The 21,744-nt window shown below is 47.0% G+C and carries 17 protein-coding genes; 7 read left to right on the top strand and 10 right to left on the bottom strand.

Going from position 1 to position 21,744, the window contains the following annotated elements; translation table 11 throughout:
- Positions 1-78: 78 nt before the first annotated feature.
- Positions 79-1,794: a PA14 domain-containing protein gene (locus GO755_RS05450; RefSeq protein WP_157583726.1), complete on the bottom strand. Its 1,716-nt coding sequence runs from the start codon at positions 1,792-1,794 to the stop codon at positions 79-81.
- 138 nt (positions 1,795-1,932) lie between these two features.
- Here GO755_RS05450 and GO755_RS05445 point away from each other — a divergent pair, with 138 nt between their 5' ends.
- Complete coding sequence (locus GO755_RS05445) at positions 1,933-3,270, top strand: PQQ-dependent sugar dehydrogenase (RefSeq protein ID WP_157583725.1); 1,338 nt, start codon at positions 1,933-1,935, stop codon at positions 3,268-3,270.
- Between the two features lie 119 nt (positions 3,271-3,389).
- On the opposite strand, the gene GO755_RS05440 is transcribed toward GO755_RS05445, so the two are convergent.
- Positions 3,390-3,734, bottom strand: coding sequence for a winged helix-turn-helix domain-containing protein (locus tag GO755_RS05440; protein ID WP_157583724.1), 345 nt, complete (start codon positions 3,732-3,734; stop codon positions 3,390-3,392).
- 44 nt (positions 3,735-3,778) lie between these two features.
- Positions 3,779-5,821, bottom strand: coding sequence for a hypothetical protein (locus GO755_RS05435; protein WP_227686866.1), 2,043 nt, complete (start codon positions 5,819-5,821; stop codon positions 3,779-3,781).
- A 276-nt stretch (positions 5,822-6,097) separates the two neighbouring features.
- On the opposite strand from GO755_RS05435, the gene GO755_RS05430 reads away from it, so the two are divergent.
- Both GO755_RS05430 and cydB read left to right on the top strand, forming a co-directional pair.
- On the top strand, positions 6,098-7,480 hold the full coding sequence (locus GO755_RS05430; RefSeq protein ID WP_157583723.1) for a cytochrome ubiquinol oxidase subunit I: 1,383 nt from the start codon (positions 6,098-6,100) through the stop codon (positions 7,478-7,480).
- An 89-nt stretch (positions 7,481-7,569) separates the two neighbouring features.
- Entirely contained in the window at positions 7,570-8,604 is a 1,035-nt protein-coding gene (cydB, locus tag GO755_RS05425; protein WP_198174761.1) for a cytochrome d ubiquinol oxidase subunit II, read from the top strand.
- 26 nt (positions 8,605-8,630) lie between these two features.
- Here the strand turns inward: cydB and GO755_RS05420 are convergent, their stop codons facing one another.
- Both GO755_RS05420 and GO755_RS05415 read right to left on the bottom strand, forming a co-directional pair.
- Positions 8,631-9,377, bottom strand: a complete 747-nt coding sequence (locus GO755_RS05420) for a LytR/AlgR family response regulator transcription factor (protein WP_157583722.1) — start codon at positions 9,375-9,377, stop codon at positions 8,631-8,633.
- A 41-nt stretch (positions 9,378-9,418) separates the two neighbouring features.
- Positions 9,419-11,395 (bottom strand): sensor histidine kinase, encoded by a 1,977-nt coding sequence (locus GO755_RS05415; protein ID WP_198174760.1) that lies wholly within the window; start codon positions 11,393-11,395, stop codon positions 9,419-9,421.
- A 756-nt stretch (positions 11,396-12,151) separates the two neighbouring features.
- Here GO755_RS05415 and GO755_RS05410 point away from each other — a divergent pair.
- The 4 genes from GO755_RS05410 to GO755_RS05395 all read left to right on the top strand — a co-directional run bounded on the left by GO755_RS05410 (position 12,152) and on the right by GO755_RS05395 (position 16,005).
- Positions 12,152-12,460 (top strand): hypothetical protein, encoded by a 309-nt coding sequence (locus tag GO755_RS05410; RefSeq protein WP_157583720.1) that lies wholly within the window; start codon positions 12,152-12,154, stop codon positions 12,458-12,460.
- A gap of 60 nt (positions 12,461-12,520) precedes the next feature.
- On the top strand, positions 12,521-14,074 hold the full coding sequence (locus GO755_RS05405) for a hypothetical protein (protein WP_157583719.1): 1,554 nt from the start codon (positions 12,521-12,523) through the stop codon (positions 14,072-14,074).
- A gap of 90 nt (positions 14,075-14,164) precedes the next feature.
- Positions 14,165-15,436: a hypothetical protein gene (locus GO755_RS05400; RefSeq protein ID WP_157583718.1), complete on the top strand. Its 1,272-nt coding sequence runs from the start codon at positions 14,165-14,167 to the stop codon at positions 15,434-15,436.
- 5 nt (positions 15,437-15,441) lie between these two features.
- On the top strand, positions 15,442-16,005 hold the full coding sequence (locus GO755_RS05395; RefSeq protein WP_157583717.1) for a hypothetical protein: 564 nt from the start codon (positions 15,442-15,444) through the stop codon (positions 16,003-16,005).
- Between the two features lie 2 nt (positions 16,006-16,007).
- Here GO755_RS05395 and nfi read toward each other — a convergent pair whose 3' ends face one another.
- From nfi to GO755_RS05370, 5 genes are all read right to left on the bottom strand, one after another.
- Positions 16,008-16,700 carry a deoxyribonuclease V gene (nfi, locus tag GO755_RS05390; RefSeq protein WP_157583716.1) on the bottom strand — a complete coding sequence of 231 codons (693 nt, stop codon included), beginning with the start codon at positions 16,698-16,700 and terminating at the stop codon, positions 16,008-16,010.
- Positions 16,701-16,826: 126 nt separating this feature from the next.
- Positions 16,827-18,365, bottom strand: a complete 1,539-nt coding sequence (locus GO755_RS05385) for a S41 family peptidase (RefSeq protein ID WP_157583715.1) — start codon at positions 18,363-18,365, stop codon at positions 16,827-16,829.
- A gap of 45 nt (positions 18,366-18,410) precedes the next feature.
- Entirely contained in the window at positions 18,411-19,784 is a 1,374-nt protein-coding gene (locus GO755_RS05380; RefSeq protein ID WP_157583714.1) for a serine hydrolase, read from the bottom strand.
- Between the two features lie 50 nt (positions 19,785-19,834).
- Positions 19,835-20,971: a helix-turn-helix domain-containing protein gene (locus GO755_RS05375; protein ID WP_157583713.1), complete on the bottom strand. Its 1,137-nt coding sequence runs from the start codon at positions 20,969-20,971 to the stop codon at positions 19,835-19,837.
- Positions 20,972-21,000: 29 nt separating this feature from the next.
- Complete coding sequence (locus GO755_RS05370) at positions 21,001-21,549, bottom strand: hypothetical protein (RefSeq protein WP_227686865.1); 549 nt, start codon at positions 21,547-21,549, stop codon at positions 21,001-21,003.
- Positions 21,550-21,744: the final 195 nt, after the last annotated feature.

Genomic DNA, 21,744 nt, shown 5'->3' with positions numbered 1-21,744 from the left:
TGTAGTGAGTGAAGTAGATGTAGTGGATATTCCAGCTACTCCTACATCTATTTCACTCACTACACCAATTGACCAGTCTTAAAATACAATCGAATACTGCACTGAACCTGCTCCATTTTTCATATCAATAGGTAGCAGTAACTCCTGTTTTCCATTGCTCTGACGCACCTTCACTTTAGCTTTTGGGTCGAAGCGAATGTAATAACTGCGGTCGTTGACAGCATACAAACCTTTGCCTACTTCTTCCAGTGTTGTTCCGGCAGCTAACCGGCAATAGGGCGTTCCATCGGGCGAACCTGCCAGCGTCAACGTCCGAATAAGAGCATTTCCTTCTGCACGAGTTGCATCCGTAACCGTAGCACCGGCCAGCATATATGTAAGCGTAGGAACTCCCTGTTTATCAATCGTCAGGCCTTTGTATTGAAGGTTGTTTTCGCCAACACTGTCGGGCCAACTAGTTGTGTCATTTGTCAGTACCATCAGTGGTGTTTGGGCGGGCAAGTAAACGGGCGCTCCCAGCGGTGCGAGCAATTGAGGTTCACCCCGCTCGTACCACATTTCGGTAGTATTCGCGAAATCGCCTTTCCAGACCTGCATCAGTGCCATCTGGTTTAGGTCGACCGTGTAGTGAATACCAACTGGTGAACCTACCGACAGGCTATGCGTACGTTTCGTTTTCTCGCCGGGAAGTTGCACAAACGAGCGGATACGCTGTACCTGATTCCCCGCATCACCAAAGTCTGGATTTACACTCACAACAGCAACGGGGTCTGGTTCGGGGAGCGATGTTGGCGCGTGCAGCGGTTGGGGCCGAGTACCGGCCTGCGACACATAAAGACCCAGACCCGGCCGGAACCAGGAGCGGGAGAAGTACACCTTTACGTCATGCGGACCTGCCGTTAGTGGAATGGTATTCGAATTCGGCATTCCCAATTCAAGGTGACTAATTGGCAGCACTTCTTTACCGTCAATCCACAAAGCGGCCAGTCCACCCTGGTTAAGCTCGAAGCGGTAATCACCTGCTTGCAGTGCATTTAATTTCCCCGAAAAAAAGATGGTGTATTGGCGGGATTGACCATACGATACTTCATAATTCAGTTGGCTGGTCGTGTCCTGTTTCAGAACTTTCTTCTTGGCAGCATCTTCTGGATTCTGAATATAGCCACCTTCAACAATGGTATAGTTCAAAGGGCCGCTCCATTGAGCTACGATACGGGGCGTCATAACCCGATACCCAACATTACGAATCGCTACCGTCCCTGTTTTAGTCATGATAGTAAGGGGACCTGGCGTACTACTTGCCTTACCCGCCAATGTCTGTCCTTCGCGAACGGTAACTCCATTGATGGCGAGCTTTTCGAGTATGGAAGGCAACTTTCCACTTCCAATTTTGTACCATAGATCAATGGTTTGCCATAAGCCAGGTGCTTTCAGTAAACGGGAAATTTCCTGCGAATGGGCCAGACTAATTGGCTGCCCATTTGGTAGTGTTAGCATGACATCAGCGTTTGGTGTCATTAGCACGTCGAAACGCAGGCGGAAATCGGCAGATGGGGTCAGGAGCGTTAAGGGTTCACTGGAACCCATCAGCACATTAGCACCAGGTTTAGGTTGCATCGATGTACCGTCTGCATTGGGCGATACGGAGCCTACTAATTGCCAGCCAGCTGGCTTAGTTAGTTGAGAAAGTGATAACGGGGGTAAATCACTCTGGGCGTATATAGGTACCGACAGTAGCCAACCTAGCGATAAAGCTGTTAGCTGTCGAGCGATTAATGTAACAAGTTTATTCATATGCCTGGAAAAGAAACAAAGCAACTAGAGATACCCACCAAAATTACCGAAATAGAACGGTTTGCAGATTTCATTAAAAAACTTTTAGCGCAAATCACCCGTTTAGCTAACCATACCGCAAACCCAATCACGTTCATTATGAAAGCAGCTCTGCTTTTACTGACAGCTATAACCGTAGCTGTTGCAGGACCCCAAAAACCTACAAAATTACGCCCTACTCCAGTTACTAACCGTACGGTCAGCCCGCCTGACAACGGGGGTATCAAACTCGCGAATGGCTTTCAGGCGTCGGTTTTTGCCGATAACCTCGGAAAAGCCCGGCACATGGCTGTCGATAAAGTTGGTACAGTGTTCGTTAAATTGGAAAAACTTAATGATGGTAAAGGTATTGTTGAGTTGATGGACAGCAACGGAGACGGAAAAGCCGATCAGACGGTTATGTTTGGCAACAATACTGGTACGGGGATGGGCATTTATAACGACTACCTCTATGCCTCATCGGATACCTCTGTTTACCGCTATAAATTGACCAACGGGAAGATCCTGGAAACAACACCTGCCGAACCAATTATTACGGGTTTAACCCTTCAACGCCAGCATGCCAGTAAATCACTAGCGATCTCGCCCGATGGGAAATTGTTTGTGAACTTTGGGGCGCCCTCCAATGCCTGTCAGGAGAAAGACCGGCAAAAAGGCTCGAAGGGTATGGACCCCTGTCCGATTCTGGAAGAGTACGGCGGCATCTGGGTTTTTGATGCAAACAAACTGAATCAGCACAAAGCCGATGGCAAGCGCTATGCAACCGGTATCCGTAATGCTGTTGCTCTTGACTGGAACACGGCAACTAATACACTTTATGCTTTGCAACATGGTCGCGATAACCTCAATAACTGGGGTGGTGTCTTTACCGATGAGGTAAGTGCAGAGTTACCTTCTGAAGAGTTCCTGATGGTAAAAGAAGGGTCGGACTTTGGCTGGCCGTATTGCTATAACAACCATGAGAAAAACCAGAAATTCCTGGCCCCTGAATATGGTGGCGATGGCACCAAAGTAGACCGATGCGCTGGAAAAGACAAACCGATTATGGCATTTCCTGGCCACTGGGCCCCTAATGACCTGTTGTTTTACACGGGCAATAGCTTCCCCGCTCGCTACAAAAACGGCGCATTTGTCTGCTTCCACGGTTCCTGGAACCGCGCTCCGTTGAAACAGGGCGGTTATTTTGTGGCATTCATTCCGTTCGGAAAAGACGGCCGTCCGTCGGGTAAGTACGAAGTGTTTGCTGAGAATTTTGCGGGTGTATCTGAACTGGGTAAGCCCGGCACCGACGTCAATGCTGGTAAACTTGATCTCGCCAGTCCCGGCGATGCTGTGGCCCGACCCGTAGGATTGGCACAAGGCCCCGATGGCTCGCTTTACATTAGTGACTCCGTGAAGGGGAAAGTTTGGCGAGTTACGTATACCGCAAAGAAGTAAAGTAAAAATCTGATTGTCAGTTGATTGACATATGCCATATCTCCAAGATATGGCATATGTCAATCAACTGACAATCAGATTTTTAAATTTAAGCAGCACGCATTTGCGTACAAATAGTATCAAGACAATTTAGCCAGTTCATCGGACAGGAATTTTTGAAATCGTTCCTGCAAGCCCTGGTAGTAGGCAAGGTATTTCTCTCCTTCTTTTGTCACAATCGTTCCGCCACCTTTTTCGCCCCCAGTCTGGGTGATTACGAGTGGAGAATCGGCTTGTGTATTCATAGAATGCACCATCTCCCAGGCCCGCTTATACGACATATTCATTGCCTTGGCTGCCTGATTGATGGAGCCTGTTCGCTGGATATGTCCAAGCAATTCCAGTCGACCAATACCCATAAATCGTTCAGATGAATCGTCAGATAGGGTTTCCAGCCAGATGCGGCCATTGATGCGAAGATTCATACCAGAAGCAGAATTTTTTCTGGCAGCTAAAGTACAACGATAAATTAATTGGCGACCCGTGTCACGTTCATCTTCCCGAACGCTCCTTTCAATTTTACTAACTCTTTATTCTTCAGACTAATCGAATCTTTAGCCTGTTGGCTTAGGCTTCGAGCTACGCTGTCGGACAGAAACCAGCCTAATGGGTACTTGTCATTATAGGCCAGCCGCAAGGTGAGGTAATTCGTTTTTGGGTTATCGAAGCGGTTCATAAACGAACTGAACATATTGTCGCGGGTAGAAGAGCCATTGTCCCAGGCGTTGAAAAAGCCCAGCAACGGTATCTGAATTGCCTGTACGATTGATTTCTTTTGGGGGAGTTTGCCGATAGTGTGGCTATTCTGAATGAAGAGAATATACGGAATAATGGTGACGCGCTGAGTAGTATCGAATTGTCGAATAAATGGAACGAGATTATTCAGAAGCTGGATGCAGGTTTCAACCCCCGAGTTATCAAAATAACCCCCATCGACAATATGCCCGCCGTATCGCTTTTTACGACCATTGCCGAGGGTTGTATCCTTCTGAATCAGACCACCGTTGGTCAGGATTGGGAAGCGGCTACACAACGACGCGGCTGTTTTCAGCGGCACATCGGTACCAAGCACATCGAGCGTAGATACCACGTTTTTGAAATAACCGGGGTCGAGTTGTAGGTTAGACGTGATTATTTTCTGGCCCGATTCGGCGAGGGTGCCATTGAGCAGGAGTGAAGGAAGATCATAATTATAGCCCGTTGGTGTTTGATACAATTGCGTCAGCGACGAATCGAGCGTGTGCAGTCCCAGATTATCGTTGTACGAGTCGGCCCAGGAATCCTCGAGCCATTTTGCTCGCTCAAAGTTTGGTAATGGCGTTGGGGCCAGTCGCTGGATCGACTCTGGAAATAACAAGGCGGCTGACACCGCTGACAAATAATCATCGCGAATTACTTTTCGAAATTGTTCAAACTGGCCTGTGCGCTCTGTTTCGGCCACATCGCGCAGAAAGGCCGTGTAGAAAACCGTTCCAACGCCCCCGCCCGATACGCCACTGAGCGCATAAACGTGACGGCTAAATCCCGGAATAATGGAATCAAGTCGAATAAGCGTTTCGGCGGTCCAGTTCAGCGCCCGAATGCCCCCACCTTCGGCAGCTACCAGTACTAACGGAATCGTGTCTCCTTCTTCCTGTCGGCGAGCAGTTACCCATTGCGCAAAATGTGCCTGAATTGTTGGTCGTTGTGAAACGGGTCGAACAGGTGGCTTGCTTGCCTGTCGAACGGTCGTGTTGTCATTAAAGGCGCTGATGACAATTAAGTAGATCAGGACGATTAGCATCAGTGGTCGATAGCGATAATCATTGAAATAAATGATGAGGCTACCGACGAATGTGTAGAGCGTGATGCCAAAAATGATAATAGCAGTCGGGCGAAAGCTTCGGGCAATTCCCCACTCAACGGGCAAACTGAAGAGGGCAATCAGGCTAATGCTTAAGACAAGCCCACCCGTTGTGACGACCCGGCCGAGGGTATTTCGCCAAAGCGCCCGTACATCCTGTGTGAAATTGGTATAGCGCTCCGAAAATTTCCAGCGAGCGGGGAGTGCAAAAACTGGTACATATTGCTCCACCAGCAGAAAGACGGTCAGCATCAGAGCACTTTCAAGTAGCAGCAGGTACGGTTGCCAGTGATCAGGTTTCCAGAAGGCGTAAGCCAGAATCAACGCCGGAATCATACCGCCGATCTTGGGCAACCACCGAAGTAGCAAGTCGCATTCCTGATTCAGTCGTAAACCAACGGGCGAAATGTGCAGGATCATGCGAGTACAGCCATAAACCACCCAGCTCCAGATAAAGGTGCTGAGCAGAATGAACTGAAACAAACGGCTAAAAATACCATCGTCGGTTACGGCATTGATCATGTCGTCGGCCTGATCGGGAACAGTAAGGACATACAACGCGATAAGCAGTGTAATGATGATCAGAAATGCTTTACGCTGAGTTTGGTAGAACGCGATAACATAATTCCTGATTTGTCGTGAAACGGTGGGAGGGGCAATGGGCTGCACAGGAAACTGGATTAATCCGTCAATTTGTTGAATGTAATTCTTTATGCCATATCGGTTGTTAAAACAAGAGTAATTTTTAGCGAAAAGCCGCGCCACGGTTACTGGTAATGCTCAATAAAACCGTGGCACGGCTTTTCGCTAAAAATTACTGAAATACGATCCGCCTTATAAGTATCTGGTTGTACCTTTCGGGCGATAGTTTCCTCGCCTGGTTCGCCCCTTTATCGCACTGCCTGTCTGCGATCTCGGCGACCCCTTCCGACTATCCTGCTGGTTATGGACAATGTTGAGTTGCTCTCCCGGATTCAGTTCGCTTTCACTATTGCGTTTCACTACATCTACCCGCCCCTGAGTATTGGTTTAGGCGTTTGCCTGGTGATCATGGAAGGATTGTATCTGAAAACAAAAGACAAAGTTTATGAAGAATTGACCCGTTTCTGGGTTCGGATTTTTGCCCTTATTTTCGGCATTGGTGTCGCTACGGGCATTGTTATGGAGTTTGAGTTTGGTACCAACTGGGCCACTTACTCACGTTACGTTGGCGATATTTTCGGCTCGGCACTAGCGGCCGAAGGTATTTTTGCCTTTGCCCTGGAATCGGCATTTTTGGGAATTCTCTTGTTCGGCTGGAACAAGGTAAGCCCACGCGTGCATTTCATGGCGACCATCTTGGTGGCACTCGGCTCTATTTTCTCCGCGCTCTGGATTGTGGTGGCAAACTCGTGGCAGCAAACGCCTTCTGGTTACCGTATTGAAGGCACAGGTATGCAAGCCCGCGCCATCGTTACCGATTTCTGGGCAATGGTCTTCAATCCGTCGTCAATCGAGCGGTATTCGCACGTGTTGATTGGGGCTTTGCTGGCCGGTTCGTTTCTGGTACTGAGCGTAAGTGCGTGGTATATTCTGAAAAAGAAGTACATCGCTCACGCCGAAGCCGCCTTCCGAATTGCGCTTTGGGTAGCAGCTATATCGGCTTTGGCACAGTTATTTACGGGTAGTAAATCGGCGGAAGTCGTTACGAAATACCAACCGGCGAAGCTGGCGGCTATGGAAGGTCACTTCGAGAAATCGGCACCTGGCGATATGTACCTAATGGGTTGGGTAAATGCTAAAGAACAGAAAACAATCGGTCTTAAAATTCCCGGTGGCTTGTCCTTTCTGGTGCATCATGACGTTAATGCCCCTATTCCCGGACTGAACAGCATCAAACCTGAAAATCGGCCAACGGCAGTCAACTTCGTGTTCCAGACCTACCACGCAATGATTGCTATTGGTATGACATTGATCGGGTTAACGCTTCTTGGGCTATTTATGCTCTACCGAAAAAAACTGTTCCAAACGCGTTGGCTGATGGGCGTTTTTGTGTTCTCGGTTCTGCTGCCCCAGATCGGTAATCAGGTTGGCTGGTATACCGCCGAAGTCGGCCGACAACCGTGGGTAGTGTACGGGTTGCTGCGCACATCGGACGCGCTTTCTCAGGCCGTTAAAGCCGAGCACGTTCTGGCATCGCTTATCATGTTTACCCTCATTTATGTGATGCTGTTTGTCTTGTTTCTGTACTTGCTCAACAAAAAAATCCAGCACGGCCCCGATGTGATTTCAGATGATGAAACCTCGTCCCGCATGAACCCGTCAATGTCGCCGATTTTTAATGAGTGAAAGAGTTAATGAGCGAAAAAGCGGTTACCATCCGGCAGCAATATGCGCTCTTTCACTCATTAACTCTTTCACTCTTTTTCCCATTACTCATGGATACAGTTCTCGGAATAGATCTTCCCACCTGGTGGTTTTTGTTGATTGGCGCGCTCATCAGCGGGTATGGTATTTTAGATGGCTTCGATTTAGGTGCGGGGGCGTTACATCTGTTTTTTCGAAAAGAGCAGAGCCGCCGGATTGCGCTCAACGCCATTGGGCCAGTTTGGGATGGTAACGAAGTCTGGCTCGTGATTGGCGCTGGTTCGCTGTTTGCGGCTTTCCCGCTCGTGTACGGCACCATTCTGTCGGTGTTTTATTTGCCGTTCATGCTGTTTCTGGTAGCCATTATCTTCCGGGGGATCTCGATTGAATTTCGGAGTAAGGAGAAAATGAAGTGGTGGCACCAGCTTTGGGATATTAGCTACTGTGTGTCTAGTACAGTCATTTCGCTCTTGCTGGGGCTGGTTCTGGGAAATCTGATTCAGGGTATTCCTCTCAACGCCAACCACGAATTTGTTGGGCGACTGCGCGATTTTTTCAATCCCTATGCCATCCTGATTGCCGTTACTGTATTGTCGTTGTTTATGATGCACGGAGCCATGTACCTGCTCATGAAAACCGAGGATCGGTTATATGCCAAACTGACGATCATTGCTAATAACACCAGCAAGTTTTTCATTCTGTGTTTTATGGCTACGTCCATGGCGACGCTTATTTACGTGCCGCACATGACGGCCATTTTCAAGGAATATCCAGAACTGTTTGCGCTGGGAATTGCCGCCGTGCTAATTGTACTGAACATCCGCCGGAGCATCGAAAAACGGCAATATCGGCGTGGTTTTATCTCCTCTTCCGTTACCACAGCCTTATTGCTGATCCTGTTTGCGATGGGCCTGTATCCAAACTTAGTGCTGTCGACTATTGATCCGAAAGGCAGCATCAGTATCTACGAAGCCGCTTCGTCGGATGGCTCATTACGGACGATGCTCCTGTTTGCCGCTATTGGGATGCCACTCGTTGCTACCTATACTGTATTCATGTTCTGGACTTTTCGAGGGAAAGTGAAACTAGAGGAACATAGCTATTGAGGACAGTCGCGTTGCATGCACCACGATTATAGCCAACCAAAGCGTTCCATCAGGCGGTCTTTTTGAGCACGTGATACTGGAATAGTTTGCTGATTCGACATAACAATGTAACTACCCTCACCCTTAACGAATTTTTTGATGTGACTCAGGTTGATTAAATATTGGCGATGAACGCGTAGAAAATCCCGTTCTTCCAGTAAATCCTGAATCTCTCGTAGCGATTTGGTTGCCAGGTAATGTTGACTATCGCTTAAGTGAAATTTAGTGTAGTTATCGTCTGATTCACAGTAAAGAATATCCTTCATATTCACAAACGTTACTCCATTCTGATAAGGAAGTGCAATACGATCGGGGAAGGGTTTGTTAGGATTACTAAACTGTTGTTTAAGGTGCTCAAGTTGTTCAGGACCTATTCTTTTGTGTTTTTCTACCCGTTGAACTGCCTGGATCAATTCCTGCGTGTCAATAGGTTTAAGCAGATAATCAACGGCGCTATAGCGAAAAGCTTTGAGTGCGAATTTGTCGTAAGCCGTTACGAAAACCAGCGAAAACGAAATGCCTGCAACGGCTTCCAATACCTGAAAACCGTTTAGTTGTGGCATTTCGATATCCAGAAAAACCACATCGGGATAATAATCAATGATGGCCTGTACTCCTTTATGACTATCGGTACAGGAGGCAACAACCTCTACCTGTGGGCAGTGTTGCGAAAGCCGCAGAGCTAGTAACCCAACAGCATTCGGTTCGTCGTCAATGATAATGGCACGTGTCATGAACTGGGTGGAATAGGGGAAAGAGGTGTGTGGTCAGGTAGTTAAATGGGTATATCTACAATGATTTTTGTGCCGGAAGGATCGCCCTGTTGATCCATCAAATCCAAAATGTCAACCTGGGTCTGAGTCTGGTACAGCTGGTTGATGAGTTCGATACGATCGGCGGTGAGTTTCATGCCGAACGATTTATTTTTGGTAGCCGATTTGCTTTTGTACTCGGCAGCTTGTTTTCGGCCAACTCCATCATCACTAATCTCAATATGAAGCAAGCTTGGCTGGGGTTGCTCAACGTGTATCTGAATAGTACCCCCTTCGGATTTGTGCATCAACCCATGCCAAATAGCGTTTTCGACAAAAGGTTGCAGTAATAGCGGTGGAATCTGGATCAATTCGGTATCAATCTGGTCATTGACCAGGATACTATACTGCACTTTTTGCCCAAAACGCATGGCTTCCATTTCGATGTAAAGTCGGAGTGTTTCCAGCTCGTTGGCAAGAGTAACTTTCTCGGATTTAGAATTCTCGAGCACGAGCCGGATAAGCCTGGAGAACTTGGTGAGGTAATCAGAGGCTTTTTCGGAGTCATTCTGAGCCGTAAAAAACTGGATGGAGTTCAGGCAATTGAAGATGAAATGAGGATTCATCTGCGAACGCAGGGCTGCCATTTCAGTTTCAGCAATGCGCTGCTGAAATTGTTCGGTAATGAGATGAATACGCTGATTTTCAAGTGCTTTTTCGTGCTCGAGTCGTTGCTTCGCACGTTCTGCCAATCGCCCCCGCTGACTAAGAGCGAGGTTAAAAAAAATCAACTCAAACACAACTCCCAGGCTAAACCAAACGCTTGGATCGGTCCAGAAATAATCGAAATCTGTTAGCTCGGCCTTATTCAGTCCTGTTGCCACGCCAGCCATCACGATTAGACCCAGCGAGCCCGTAATAACTAAATGCCGATTCGGTACTTTGGCCCGGCTAATTACTACGAAAATAAAAAGTATCAGAATTTGAGACAGAATGAATACGATGGAGAAAAAGTTAATGACCGGAATAGTATGCGTAAGTATACCCCAGAAATTAAGCCCAAATACGATAGGTAGGCACCATACCATGACAAGAATCAACCGGTTCAATCGGGGAGTGTATTGATTCAGTTTTAGAAACGATAGTAAAAAAAGCAGGTATGTTAGCTCGATCAGGTATTTCATAGGCTCATAAAGAGCAGCTACCGTTGGCCCAACGACCTGCAGATTGAAACCTAAATCGAGAAGAAGCACAAAAAAGAAACCTGTGACAGCCAGATAAAGCGACCAGTAACCATACGTAACATCGCGGGAGTATGTCCCCTGAATTCCAGCGAATATGCTCAGAAACAGGCATATGCCAATTATGGAGCAACAGTATCCGAAATGATTACGCTGGGTCATCAAACGAGAATTCCGGAATTGCTCATAGCCAATGCGCGTAAACAGCCGGGGCGTAATACTACTGAACAGGCTATAGCCAGTTGTTTGAAACCAGATGGTTCGGGTTTGATTAGGCGGCACTAGTAACGGTAGTGTAAATGGATCAGCACTGCCCTCCGCAGATTGTCTGAACAATAGGCCATTTTCCTGAGCAACGACCAGCCGGTTTTGCGCGTCGAATTGGCTGATTCCCCATGAATGGTGATAGCCCCCAAAAAACAACCGATGTAAGGTGTCTGTTGGGTGTGGATTCTGGATACGAAATCGCAGCCAAATGGTCGGTTTTTTTCCATACGCTTTGAGTGTGCCAGTCGGAAAAGGAGACAATTGGGCTAGCTGAGTAATCGTAGGATAACGCGCGATTGAGGCTGTATCAATCCATATTGTGGCAAATGGACGCAAATCCAGATTATTGGCTGATAATTTATTGGCAGGAACAATTCGGCCAGCTAAGGACTGATCAGGCACAACCACCTGAGCCCAGACTTCGCTGGGCATTGGGTCTCCTGTCAGTAGTAGCGTCACTAAACCAATAAACCGCGCAAGTAGCCTGTTCATACAGCAGGTGTTATATAGAGTCAGGTATGTGTACATCGAACGTACAGGATTAGCCTGGTTTTCTCAAGTCATATCCTGCCAGTTGCAGTATTTATGGGGTGAATGGCAGGCTTTAACGGATTAGTAAAGGCTTTTGTATCAGTCTGTTACTTGCCTCTGTATCCTTACCGCTTAATTGCTTACCCGGCAAAAGCCGTCGCTTACCTAGAAAAAGCGACAACTCAGCCAGTACGAGTGGCATTGAGCTGGAACCTTCTCCCAACTTTGGAGCATGTTACCAATTACAGAATGGTAATCATGCGAATCCACACCATTTACAATTGCCATGAAAACATACAATTCCCTTCTATCCACACTTAATTTAGTCAATACGCTTATGGGTTATATCCCGCAAAAAACGACGAGCCGACGCCCTTGCGTCGACTACCTGCAAGCTGATAAATGTATCGGGTGATTAGGTCGTACCCACGGGTTTCAGTCCGTATTTTCATGCTAGTCATACACGGGCTGAAGCCCGTAGGTACGATCTAATCACCTAATGCATAGGCTCACGCTAATGCGTAAAAATCTCCTTTCTGTTGACCCCACTACAGGCGGTACCAAAAACCTGTAACCAGGTGGGCACTAATTCTTCGGCTCGTTCTATAAATAATCCTGTTGTACAGCATTGGTCCGGCGCGCTGGCGGCTCGACGTCTGACTTCGGCATTTTTATAAGAAAGTTTGGTCTTGGCACTCATTAAAAATCACGCGAAAAATGGAAGGCAAAGAGGCAAAAAGACTATTGGTTCTGGAAGACGGACGTCCCACTCCGCAATACCAGGCTTACCTAAAATTTGCGAAGCTCGCTACCGAAAAAGAACGAGAGATGAATGAGGCCAGGCAAGGAGCCAGTCAGGATTTCACTAAGATGCGCAACTGGCCTATTACCGGAAAGATCTTTGGTGATGAGCTACAACAGGCAAGAAATCAATGGATTGCGCTTGGTTATAAAAATGAAATCGAGCAGGCAATAAGCGTGCTTAAAGCAACAGGAGACGATACTTCATTTCTGAAAACCGAATAAAAACGGAGTAAGCCGAAAATCCGGTAAAGAGTAGGCAAAAGTCATATTACTACCAAAAAAATGGCACAGCCAGACGTGTTCAAAATCCTGAGCGACCTTGAATATAAGGCCGTTGGTGTAGATCCTCATTCTCAGAAAAAACCTGAGGGCTCATTTATTTCCTTTCGCCCAATCGGGCTTCCGATCCGCAAGAGCGATTACAGCAATCCGTGGACTCCTTTTGGGGCGGAAATGAAAAAAATTCTGTCGGATGCTAAAAAAGATGCAGGCCCAACTCCACAACCGAATGCCGACGGAACGCTGCCTCCTGCCAGTCCTGTGGATTTGAATGCGTTGGTGAATGCCGGTATTGGCCAAAGCTTCATGAACTATGTGAACACGTTTTATCTCACCAATAACAAGCTCTATCTTGAAAATGCTTATCGCGAAAATCTATCTGCGGGCAAAGTAGATGACGCATGGTATGCTGTGATTAACGGCGCTCAGTCTATAGCTCCGAAAGCAGATGTAAATGACAGTATTAAGCACATCATTCAAGATGCGCAGGCTAAGCTACAGGATACTGATGGCAACCCAACCCCTCATTTCAGTGCTTACGTCCAATATCGTGATGCTTACAATGACAAGGTAAGAACACTGAACCGCGCTTATGCCGATGCATTAAGTAACCCCACCGATCTTCAACGCTGGCCTATTACCGGTAAGTCCTATCAGTCGGATGTGGATTTTGCCTGGCAACAATGGATGGGCTTCGGTTTCAAAATAGAAGTTGAAACGGCTATGAATATTCTCGCTGGCCAGGGGCAGAATCCCGCGCTGTTACTCATCACCCGGGCCAAACAAAAGTGGGAAAATAGCCTGGTGCATTTTGATAAGGTTGGTGATTTGCCTTATACGTTCATGACCCCGCGCGACTGGTACGATCAGAATGGTGGCGGATGGATGACCTACAGCAGCAGCGATTTCCATTCTGAATCTCACTTCAAAAACGAATCCTCCTCATTCAGCGCAGGCGGTGGCTTTAGCCTGGGTTTCTGGAGTGCCGGCGCTGATGTGAAAAGTAGTTCTGAACTCAATGATATGAAGCTGAAGACTACGGGTCTGGATATCTCGTTCAGTTACTGCGTTGCAGATGTAGTGCGCCCCTGGATGGATACTACCCTGCTGAACCTTGACAACTGGTTCCTGGTGGGCAATTACAAGAAAAACTGTATCTCCGACGGTACCATCAACCAAGTTTACGACAATCATTCGGATAACTCCACCTTCCTGCCTTCGGTAGTAACGAGCATTATTCTTATCAGTAACCTGACTATCAAATGGAGTGAAGCAAACACGCAACGCACCGTAATTGATAAAGCCATCAGTACGGGCGGATCTGTAGGCTGGGGGCCATTCTCGGTTCATGCTTCTTATAGCGACAAGAACCATAAGGACGATTCAAGCTACGACTTCATTTCTGGCGGCCTTCGTGTGAACGGCGTTCAGATGATTGGCTCTATCTCCACTATCCTGCCAGCATCTCCACGCCACAATTCGTCTGAATTCATGTCGGCCACTGCAGCTACTACCGGTGTGAAACTCGCCACTCCTGCTGTAGCGGTAACACACTAAACGCGTTGTCGTAATTAGTAAAAAAAGTCAGTACATCGTTTAGGTGTACTGACTTGGCTTCTATCCTTCACCTAAAAAATACGTTCACTTATGGAACTGGATGATCTCGTCAAAAACGTAAAAGATTTCTTTGTAGCCCATGCGCCTGGTGGCAATGATAGTAAAACATTTCTGTCCTTTGAGCCGCTTGGCCATATGATTTCTCCTGAAGACTTCACGTTCGCCGGCAACTTTGACCCTACAATTGCCGCGAACGAAGTAACTGTTCTAAGCAACTTTGTCCCGCAAATCGACGATGTGTTAAACCCTGATTTGTTGCAAAGTGCGATAGATACCTATGCATCTATGGTCGACTCGATGCAGTTTTGCGATACGCATATCATAGGTGATAAAACACCTTATCTCAGCCAGTTTGGGGCGATGAAGAGTGATGCCCAGCAAAAGAAACCAACGTACGATCCGGTAAAGTTGACAGGGAATACGATTATCGCATCGCCGAGTACCTGGTATGACCCTACTAGTAATGTATGGGCGCCAAAAACGTTTACTCAAACGTCTACCACTCCAGGCGCTGCGCATCCTATCCCGCAGGCTGCATTCAATACGATGAAGTTGCAATGGAAAATTAATCCTATTGCGCTGAAACTAGCTGTTAATCCAAAGGTCACAAAGATGTTCGACAACAATAATCTTGTAAATAAGATCAATGAAACGACTTTGAAAACGACCTTGAAGCAACCTGTAAAATCGTTGGCAAAGAGCAGTATTGCCAGTACTATGGCTGCTACGCTTACAGCAACCATGAATCCCCAGCCCAAACTGGCAACAGTGAAGGTTAACAAAGTGCCAACCGTAAATAAAGAACTGATGCGCACCATCGATTTGTCAGTTCCATTGTTGCAAAGAAACGACTTCGTACGGCAAGTGGGGCTGCCGGTAAATAATCAATCTCAGCCGGTAATATCTTCGTCAGGCTTTGAGCTGAGTTTCTCTTATTGTATGGTGACATTACAGCGCCCCTGGATGTTACCGCAGGTTTTTAATCTGTCAAATCTCTGGTACTCGCTTGCCGCAAAAGCTGGATTTTATTCTACAGGAGAAATGAGCAATAACAATGGCGTAATGAGAGCGCTTCCAAAAGCAATGATCGTTATTAAAGACCTGAAGATTAAAGCGTCGAAGTGGAGCGAGGAGGATAAACGTATTGCTCAATCGGCATTTGGATTTGGTTCGTTCAACCTTTCTTCCAGCTCTTTTGACGCTACGACCAATTCGCTAACTGCCCCAGGTATTCAGATTCTCGGCTGGATATGCGAAGTACTCCCCAGGCTGCCTTTTAACGATGATCCCAACTGGGTATAAGAATTATGAAAAATATACATTTATGCCTCTTATTACTCTTTATCTATTGCTCTGCAAATGCACAGATAACTAATTATTTCATTAATGGAAATAGAGTATTTATAGTTAAAGTGGGGCATTTAGTCGTATCTGAAAAAAGAGAGCTTTCCTTTCAGATATATCACACATTTGATGAAGGAGAAAATACGTTTAAGCTAAATCTGGATGGCACTTTTAGTGTATTTTCCTCGACGATTTTTAGTCAGAATTGCCAAAATTGCCTGGTCGCCATTTTGGCAGATAAACAGATTTCAGAAAGTTCATTTACCGAAAAAGTTAACAAAATTGGCAGTACATCAATTTTGTACAATGGTGCTAAAGTCAGCCGTATAGGTAATACGTCAATTTTATATAATGGCGATAAAATGAGCCGAATCGGTAATACACCAATTTTGTATGCCGGTGCTAAAGTGAGTCGAATCGGTGATACGCCAATTTTATATAGTGGTGATAAAGTAAGTCGGATTGGCGATATGGCAATTTTATATAGTGGCGACAAAGTGAGTCGGGTTGGCGATATTACACTGTAGAATCAGGTAGACTGATCTCTTTCTCCCCGCCGTAACGCGTTCACCAGATTATGAGCCCGGCGGGTTGGTTCAGGAATGCGGTAGCCGCCATTGCACTGGAGTGTGAGCGCGATGGCGGTTTCCAAATCAATTAAATGACCGGGCGATACATAAACTGGATTGACTTTGTTTTTCGTCCGCAAGGCCGCACCAATAACCTCACCATAATGCTTCATGGGCGACCAGGAGCCGCGTTCCAAGTCTGGCTCGTCATACTTACCAACCAGCACCGATTTGCCACAACCAAAGGTTGGGCGATTCAGGAAAAGACCCGCGTGTGAAGCTATTCCGATGCGTCGAGGATGTGCTGTGCCATGACCATCGAACATCACCACATCGGGTTCGATGGTCAATTTCTGCCACGCTTGCAATAGCGACGGAATTTCGCGGAAGGAAAGTAAGCCAGGAATGTATGGAAATGGAGCAGTGCTGACGACGCCCGCTTCTTCGATGGTTTCCAGTGTATCGAGCCGCAGGACTACTATGCCAGCGTAGACCGTTTCTTCAAACTTATTGAATGAAATATCGCAGCCCGCAATCGTTTTTGGCGGTTCTGCCAACGGCTCAATGCGAATCTGGGAGCGTAACTGTTGTTGCAGCGCGACGGCTTCGGTGGGCGAAACGTTCCAATCGTGAAGAGGTTGATAATTGGCCATACGCAGACATGATTCGTGCCTACGTAACTCGCAGAATTGGACGAGAGTTTATAGAAATTTGGAAAGCCGAAAGCGGTGCCACGGTTTAGAACCGTGGCACCGCTTTCGGCTTTCCAAATTTCTGCATCAAGGCTGTTTCCGAATTAATGTTACTACAAAATTTAATTGAGAATCAGTATGATTCAGGATATCAGTTCGTGTAATGGGGATGTCGTAATCGGGCAATGTGCCCCGTCCTTTCTGCTTTGGCTCAGGCACGGCGTCGTTGTAATAAACCAGGGGCGTTGTTACCTGTATGCCTGATTTTGGGAGTTCGAGGGTAATGAAACTGCCCCCGTTGCCCCCTTCATAAGCGCCACCGGACTCTGCGCCTATAAACACGCCCACTTTATTGGCATGCGCAACGGCCAGAAACTCCGATGCGGTTGAGGCACTTTCTCCATTCATTAAAATATAAACGCTACCCTTGAACCGATTGGGCTTAGGCGCATACCGTTTTGGGGTTCGGCCCGTTGAATCGATTCCACTGTCTTGTTTGAGCGTAAACGTGCCGTCAGCTTCAGGTGTCAGTTCGTTCTTCGCGTTTTTTCGGTCGGCTTCGGAAAGGTCTGAAAACTGGAGGAATTCGCTGCTACTGCCGTCGCCGTTGGTAATGCTATGCTGGCGCGTGTAATAGGGCACGGCCGAATCAGTTTTCATCAGATAGGTGAATAACTCAATACCCTGGCTATCCCAACCACCCGTATTGCCTCTAACATCGATGATCAAGTGTCGGGTGCCTTGCTTTTCCAGCTTGGCCATAGTCTTATCCATAAAGACCTGAAAAACGGTTACGGCTTCAGTGCTATTTCTGGCACCTTCACCACCGAATCCATCGAGTCGGAGAATAGCCGTATTCGCCAGCGTATCAGAGAAATGGAGCCGCCAGGGATGCTTGTGTTTTTTGTTGACATACCAGTCCACCATCTGCTTGTTGACCGGGTTTTTGATCATTTGTCGGAGTGATTCGTTGAATGGTTTCCCGGGTGCAGTAATCTGTAACGTATCGCCCGTGAGGCTGCGAAACCTAAGCGAATACGTATCCGGCTGACCCACGAACCAATAATAAAACAAGGCAAAAAACTCGCCCCGTATCTGGCTTTTCGATGATTGGATATAACCATCAGCCCAATGATGCCGGTATAACTGCTGCTGCACATCGTCCATCGATTGTCCGTTGATGCTCAGTAAATCAAAGCCGGGTTTGACGGTTTGATCGGTTGTGCCGTTGAGTAGCACGAAAAAGCGTTTTTGGGCTGACAGTATAAAAAATGGAATAGTTTTCTGGACTTTATTGAACTGCGCTCGCCAGTTTTTTTCTGGTAGCGCATGCGTATGGGCGCAATGGATATCGGCAACTAGTGCTTCAATGGTTCGGAAGAAATTGTAAAAAGGGGCTGGTTGCGTAAACGTTCGGTCAATGCTGTCCAGCTTTGCCTGCATGACTACTTTGGGTGTGTATCTGTACAGACCCGGATGCGTTTCTTCCAGCAATCGACGGAAGTAGCGAAAGTCGGCCTGCATATCGGCAGGTTGTAGAATTTTGGTGCATAAAGAGTCCGTCCCTGGTTGGGCGTATAGTGAATTGGCAATGAGGAAAAGGAAGATGCTATAGATAAATTTCATAATTCATTGATTAGGGCTTAAAAGGGGTTCAACAGACTAAATGGCTTACAATCGTTTCGCCACCAGGTCGCCGTTTTGATGAACGACGACCTGCGTAACTCGCCCGCTGGTATCTTTCTGGAAGGTTAATTGAGCGTTGACGGCCTTGAGGAAAAAGTCGGTTTCACTGGATGGGAATATCTCGAATCGTTCCTGCCCCGTCACTTGTAGGAATAACCTGTTCTGATCAAGCGTAATGGCTAAGATTCGTTTCGGATCAAGCTGGTATTTTCCTGCGTATTGCTGTAAAATCGCTTCACTAACCCGAACCGTTTTGAAACTAACCGGCAGTTGGTAAGGCATGCCATACGTAATAAAAAGCAAGTCTTTAAGCATCGGCTCCAGCGTGGTCATGTCGGATGTATCATCGACATTGGCCAGCATAATCAGGACGACCTCATCCTCCGGAATAAGTACAAAAAAGGTCGCGAATCCGGGGAGGTTCCCGTTCTGAAATACCAGCTTTTTATGGTTCACGAAATAATTGACACCCCAGCCGTAGCCCCAGTTTCCGGGTTTAATGGGCGTAAAAGACAATGCCTGGGAAGCTGGCTTAAAAAATTGATTGGTTCGTATAGCCTGTGCCCAACGGTACAAATCACCCACCGAACTATACATGCCACCAGCAGCATAAGCCGCTGTTGAATCGAGCGGACGAACAGCTACTAAAACAGAATCTTTCCAGTACGTATAGCCGGTTGTTCTATCTGGCCTTTTTAAATTGATAAAATCAAAGCCCGTTCGCGTGAGTTGGAGTGGATTGAGAAACTGCTCCCGGATAACGGTCTCAAACGGTTTTTGCGTTACTTTTTCGATAATCAGGCCCAGCAAAAAATACCCGGAATTCGTATAGTTGACCTGTTTCCCCGGTTTGTTGGTCAACGGCTTGTCTTTGAATGTAGCGAGGACTCGCTCTTTTGTAACGGGGCGGGTAAACTCCAGACTGTCTTTGCTGTAGAGCACTGCTTTGTAGTCGTAAATGCCTGACGTATGAGCGAATAACTGCTCGATGGTGATCTGATCGCCATTGGGATAGTCGGGCAGGTATTTACTCAGCTTGTCTTTGACAGATAGCTTTTTCTCTTCCTGCAATTGCAGAATGGCCGCGCCTGTAAACGTTTTGGTAATTGACCCAAGCTGATAAATGCTGTTTGTGTCGTTGGGGGTTTTACTCGATTCATTTCGCCAGCCGTACCCTTTTTGAAGTAGAGTCGCTCCTTTTTGGGCGATCAGGACAGTGCCATTGAACCGATGGATGTCGGCGGCTACGGTCAGGTATTCGTCAAGCTTTTGGGCGGTTGTTTTAGTAGATTGGGCGCTAACAGAATTAGTTAGACAATGAATGGTCAGAGCGACAATAGCCCAACATGAACGGTTCATAGTGCGTTGCTTTTCGGCCAAAACTGATCGAAAAACACGTCTTGATCTACTCAAATCCCGATTTGAGAGGAATTTTTAAGGTATTCTCCCGGCGAAACTCCCGTTAGCTGCTTAAATGTACGCTGAAAGGTAGCCTGCGAATTGAATCCACAGTCAAAGGCAATACCGGTGAGGGTAAGGTGTTCGTACGCCGGATCGATTAACCGCCGTTTCACTTCATCGACTCGGTATTCGTTTACGAAACCGTTGAAATTTTTGTGCAGGTGCTGATTGAGTACTGCCGAAATCAGTTTCGCTGGGAGTTGCAACTGTTGCCCTAATTTGTCGACGGTCAGCTCAGGATCTAAAAAAAGCTTCTCCTGCTCCATCGCTTTGGTCAGTGAGTTCACAACCTGATCAATCGTTTGCGGAGATAAGTCCGAGCCTGATGATTTCGCTAGTACGTTTTCCGAGCGTGTGTACAGATAGCCCTTAAAACCCAGCCAGTAAATCAGAATAGTAATAGGAATATATACCGGATACCAGCCAAACCGATCCAGTAAAGGACCGCGCGAAAAAGGAATGATATAAGGCACTAAATGAATAAACCAGATGACCTGAAAAACGAGAAATACATTAACAAACTGCCAGAGCCAGCGCATAGGACGGAGTTGACCTGCCTGCTGATTTCGCGTAGTTACTTGATATTGACGAAGCAAACGCCTGGTCAGGAACAGATAAACAGTAGCCGATAGCCAGCGGGGAATATCAACATACGTATCGTATTGGTCCATAGCGTCTCCCCAACGAGGACCATTTTTCTGCTCAAAAAAACCTAGCAGCATGCCGATAATGAAAACCCAGCCTATGAATTTCGAGCCTAGATCCAGAACAGTTGGATAAAAATGACGTCGTTCGGATTTGCCGAATTGAAAAGCCGGGTCCAGCATCGACTTTGTATAAAAGTAAACGAGCGGGCCAATGGGCATGGCAATAATAAGCGGAATTAAATCCAGCACGAAGATTACCCAACGATTTGTAATGGGATGCCCTACCGCAAAACTCATTGATGCCAGCAGCCCAATGAGCGTCGCCAGCAGCCGGTTCGATAGCTGACGACCTTTTGTATTGAACCAGAGAAGAGATGCCAGAATAGCCCCCTGAATACTACCCAGCAATAAGATCAGGTCAAAGGGAGAAATAGTCATACCATAGAATACGACACATGGAATGCTGGCTAATAATCCTGGATTTTTACCCGTATTCGATGAGGAGCTACACTGGTACCTCCAAAATAGAGTCCGGTATTATAGGCAAATGACTTGTTGTGGGTGAAGGGTACCGTTTTGCCCCCCAGAACCTGATAAACCTTCCGGTCGTAGTCGATCTTAATGACCATTTTGGTCGGCGTATTGATGGCCACTTCGGCCACTTTAAAATCAATGCGCTGCCCTTCCACGTAAATGTAAGCACCCAGGTCAATGCGTTGTCGTTGGGCGTTCCAGCGCCAGCCTACCCGTGCGCCATCAACCTGGTGCGGAGCGACCCCATCTAATGGCTGATCTTTGGCCCCTACAAATCCTACCCCAATTACTTTATTCCAGTCGTCGGCATCAACGGCACCAACATCATAGATGCAGCTACTATCGAAGGTAACCGTTGCCGATATTTCACTGGGGCTGATGAGTAAGCCAAACTTACGAGCGGGACTTGGCTCGTGCTCACCGGCTTCAATAACAACCCAATCTGAGTCTGATAGCAGAAAATCGGGTACACACCCGCTCATGAACAGGACAAGGACCGGCAAAAGTGCTTTACCAAGAAAGGACAAAATTCTTGTAGATGAACCAAAACAAAGCATACGATCTGGCTTTAAGATGCGCACCGTTGTGCAAATAACGCTATAAATCGACGGATAAGTGTCCCATTGGCTCAAGTGGGTAAAAGTTGTAAGCTGATCTTTTCCATGCTATTCGGCAAC

The sequence above is a fragment of the Spirosoma arboris genome, from assembly GCF_009754945.1.
Classification (GTDB): Bacteria; Bacteroidota; Bacteroidia; order Cytophagales; family Spirosomataceae; genus Spirosoma; species Spirosoma arboris.
This window is presented reverse-complemented; position numbering and strand designations above follow the sequence as displayed.

Bases quoted from the DNA above. Each gene is read 5' to 3' on its own strand.
- GO755_RS05450 (WP_157583726.1), bottom strand. From the start codon at position 1,794: ATGAATAAACTTGTTACATTAATCGCTCGACAGCTAACAGCTTTATCG.
- GO755_RS05445 (WP_157583725.1), top strand. From the start codon at position 1,933: ATGAAAGCAGCTCTGCTTTTACTGACAGCTATAACCGTAGCTGTTGCA.
- GO755_RS05440 (WP_157583724.1), bottom strand. From the start codon at position 3,734: ATGAATCTTCGCATCAATGGCCGCATCTGGCTGGAAACCCTATCTGAC.
- GO755_RS05430 (WP_157583723.1), top strand. From the start codon at position 6,098: ATGGACAATGTTGAGTTGCTCTCCCGGATTCAGTTCGCTTTCACTATT.
- cydB (WP_198174761.1), top strand. From the start codon at position 7,570: ATGGATACAGTTCTCGGAATAGATCTTCCCACCTGGTGGTTTTTGTTG.
- GO755_RS05420 (WP_157583722.1), bottom strand. From the start codon at position 9,377: ATGACACGTGCCATTATCATTGACGACGAACCGAATGCTGTTGGGTTA.
- GO755_RS05415 (WP_198174760.1), bottom strand. From the start codon at position 11,395: ATGAACAGGCTACTTGCGCGGTTTATTGGTTTAGTGACGCTACTACTG.
- GO755_RS05410 (WP_157583720.1), top strand. From the start codon at position 12,152: ATGGAAGGCAAAGAGGCAAAAAGACTATTGGTTCTGGAAGACGGACGT.
- GO755_RS05405 (WP_157583719.1), top strand. From the start codon at position 12,521: ATGGCACAGCCAGACGTGTTCAAAATCCTGAGCGACCTTGAATATAAG.
- GO755_RS05400 (WP_157583718.1), top strand. From the start codon at position 14,165: ATGGAACTGGATGATCTCGTCAAAAACGTAAAAGATTTCTTTGTAGCC.
- GO755_RS05395 (WP_157583717.1), top strand. From the start codon at position 15,442: ATGAAAAATATACATTTATGCCTCTTATTACTCTTTATCTATTGCTCT.
- nfi (WP_157583716.1), bottom strand. From the start codon at position 16,700: ATGGCCAATTATCAACCTCTTCACGATTGGAACGTTTCGCCCACCGAA.
- GO755_RS05385 (WP_157583715.1), bottom strand. From the start codon at position 18,365: ATGAAATTTATCTATAGCATCTTCCTTTTCCTCATTGCCAATTCACTA.
- GO755_RS05380 (WP_157583714.1), bottom strand. From the start codon at position 19,784: ATGAACCGTTCATGTTGGGCTATTGTCGCTCTGACCATTCATTGTCTA.
- GO755_RS05375 (WP_157583713.1), bottom strand. From the start codon at position 20,971: ATGACTATTTCTCCCTTTGACCTGATCTTATTGCTGGGTAGTATTCAG.
- GO755_RS05370 (WP_227686865.1), bottom strand. From the start codon at position 21,549: ATGAGCGGGTGTGTACCCGATTTTCTGCTATCAGACTCAGATTGGGTT.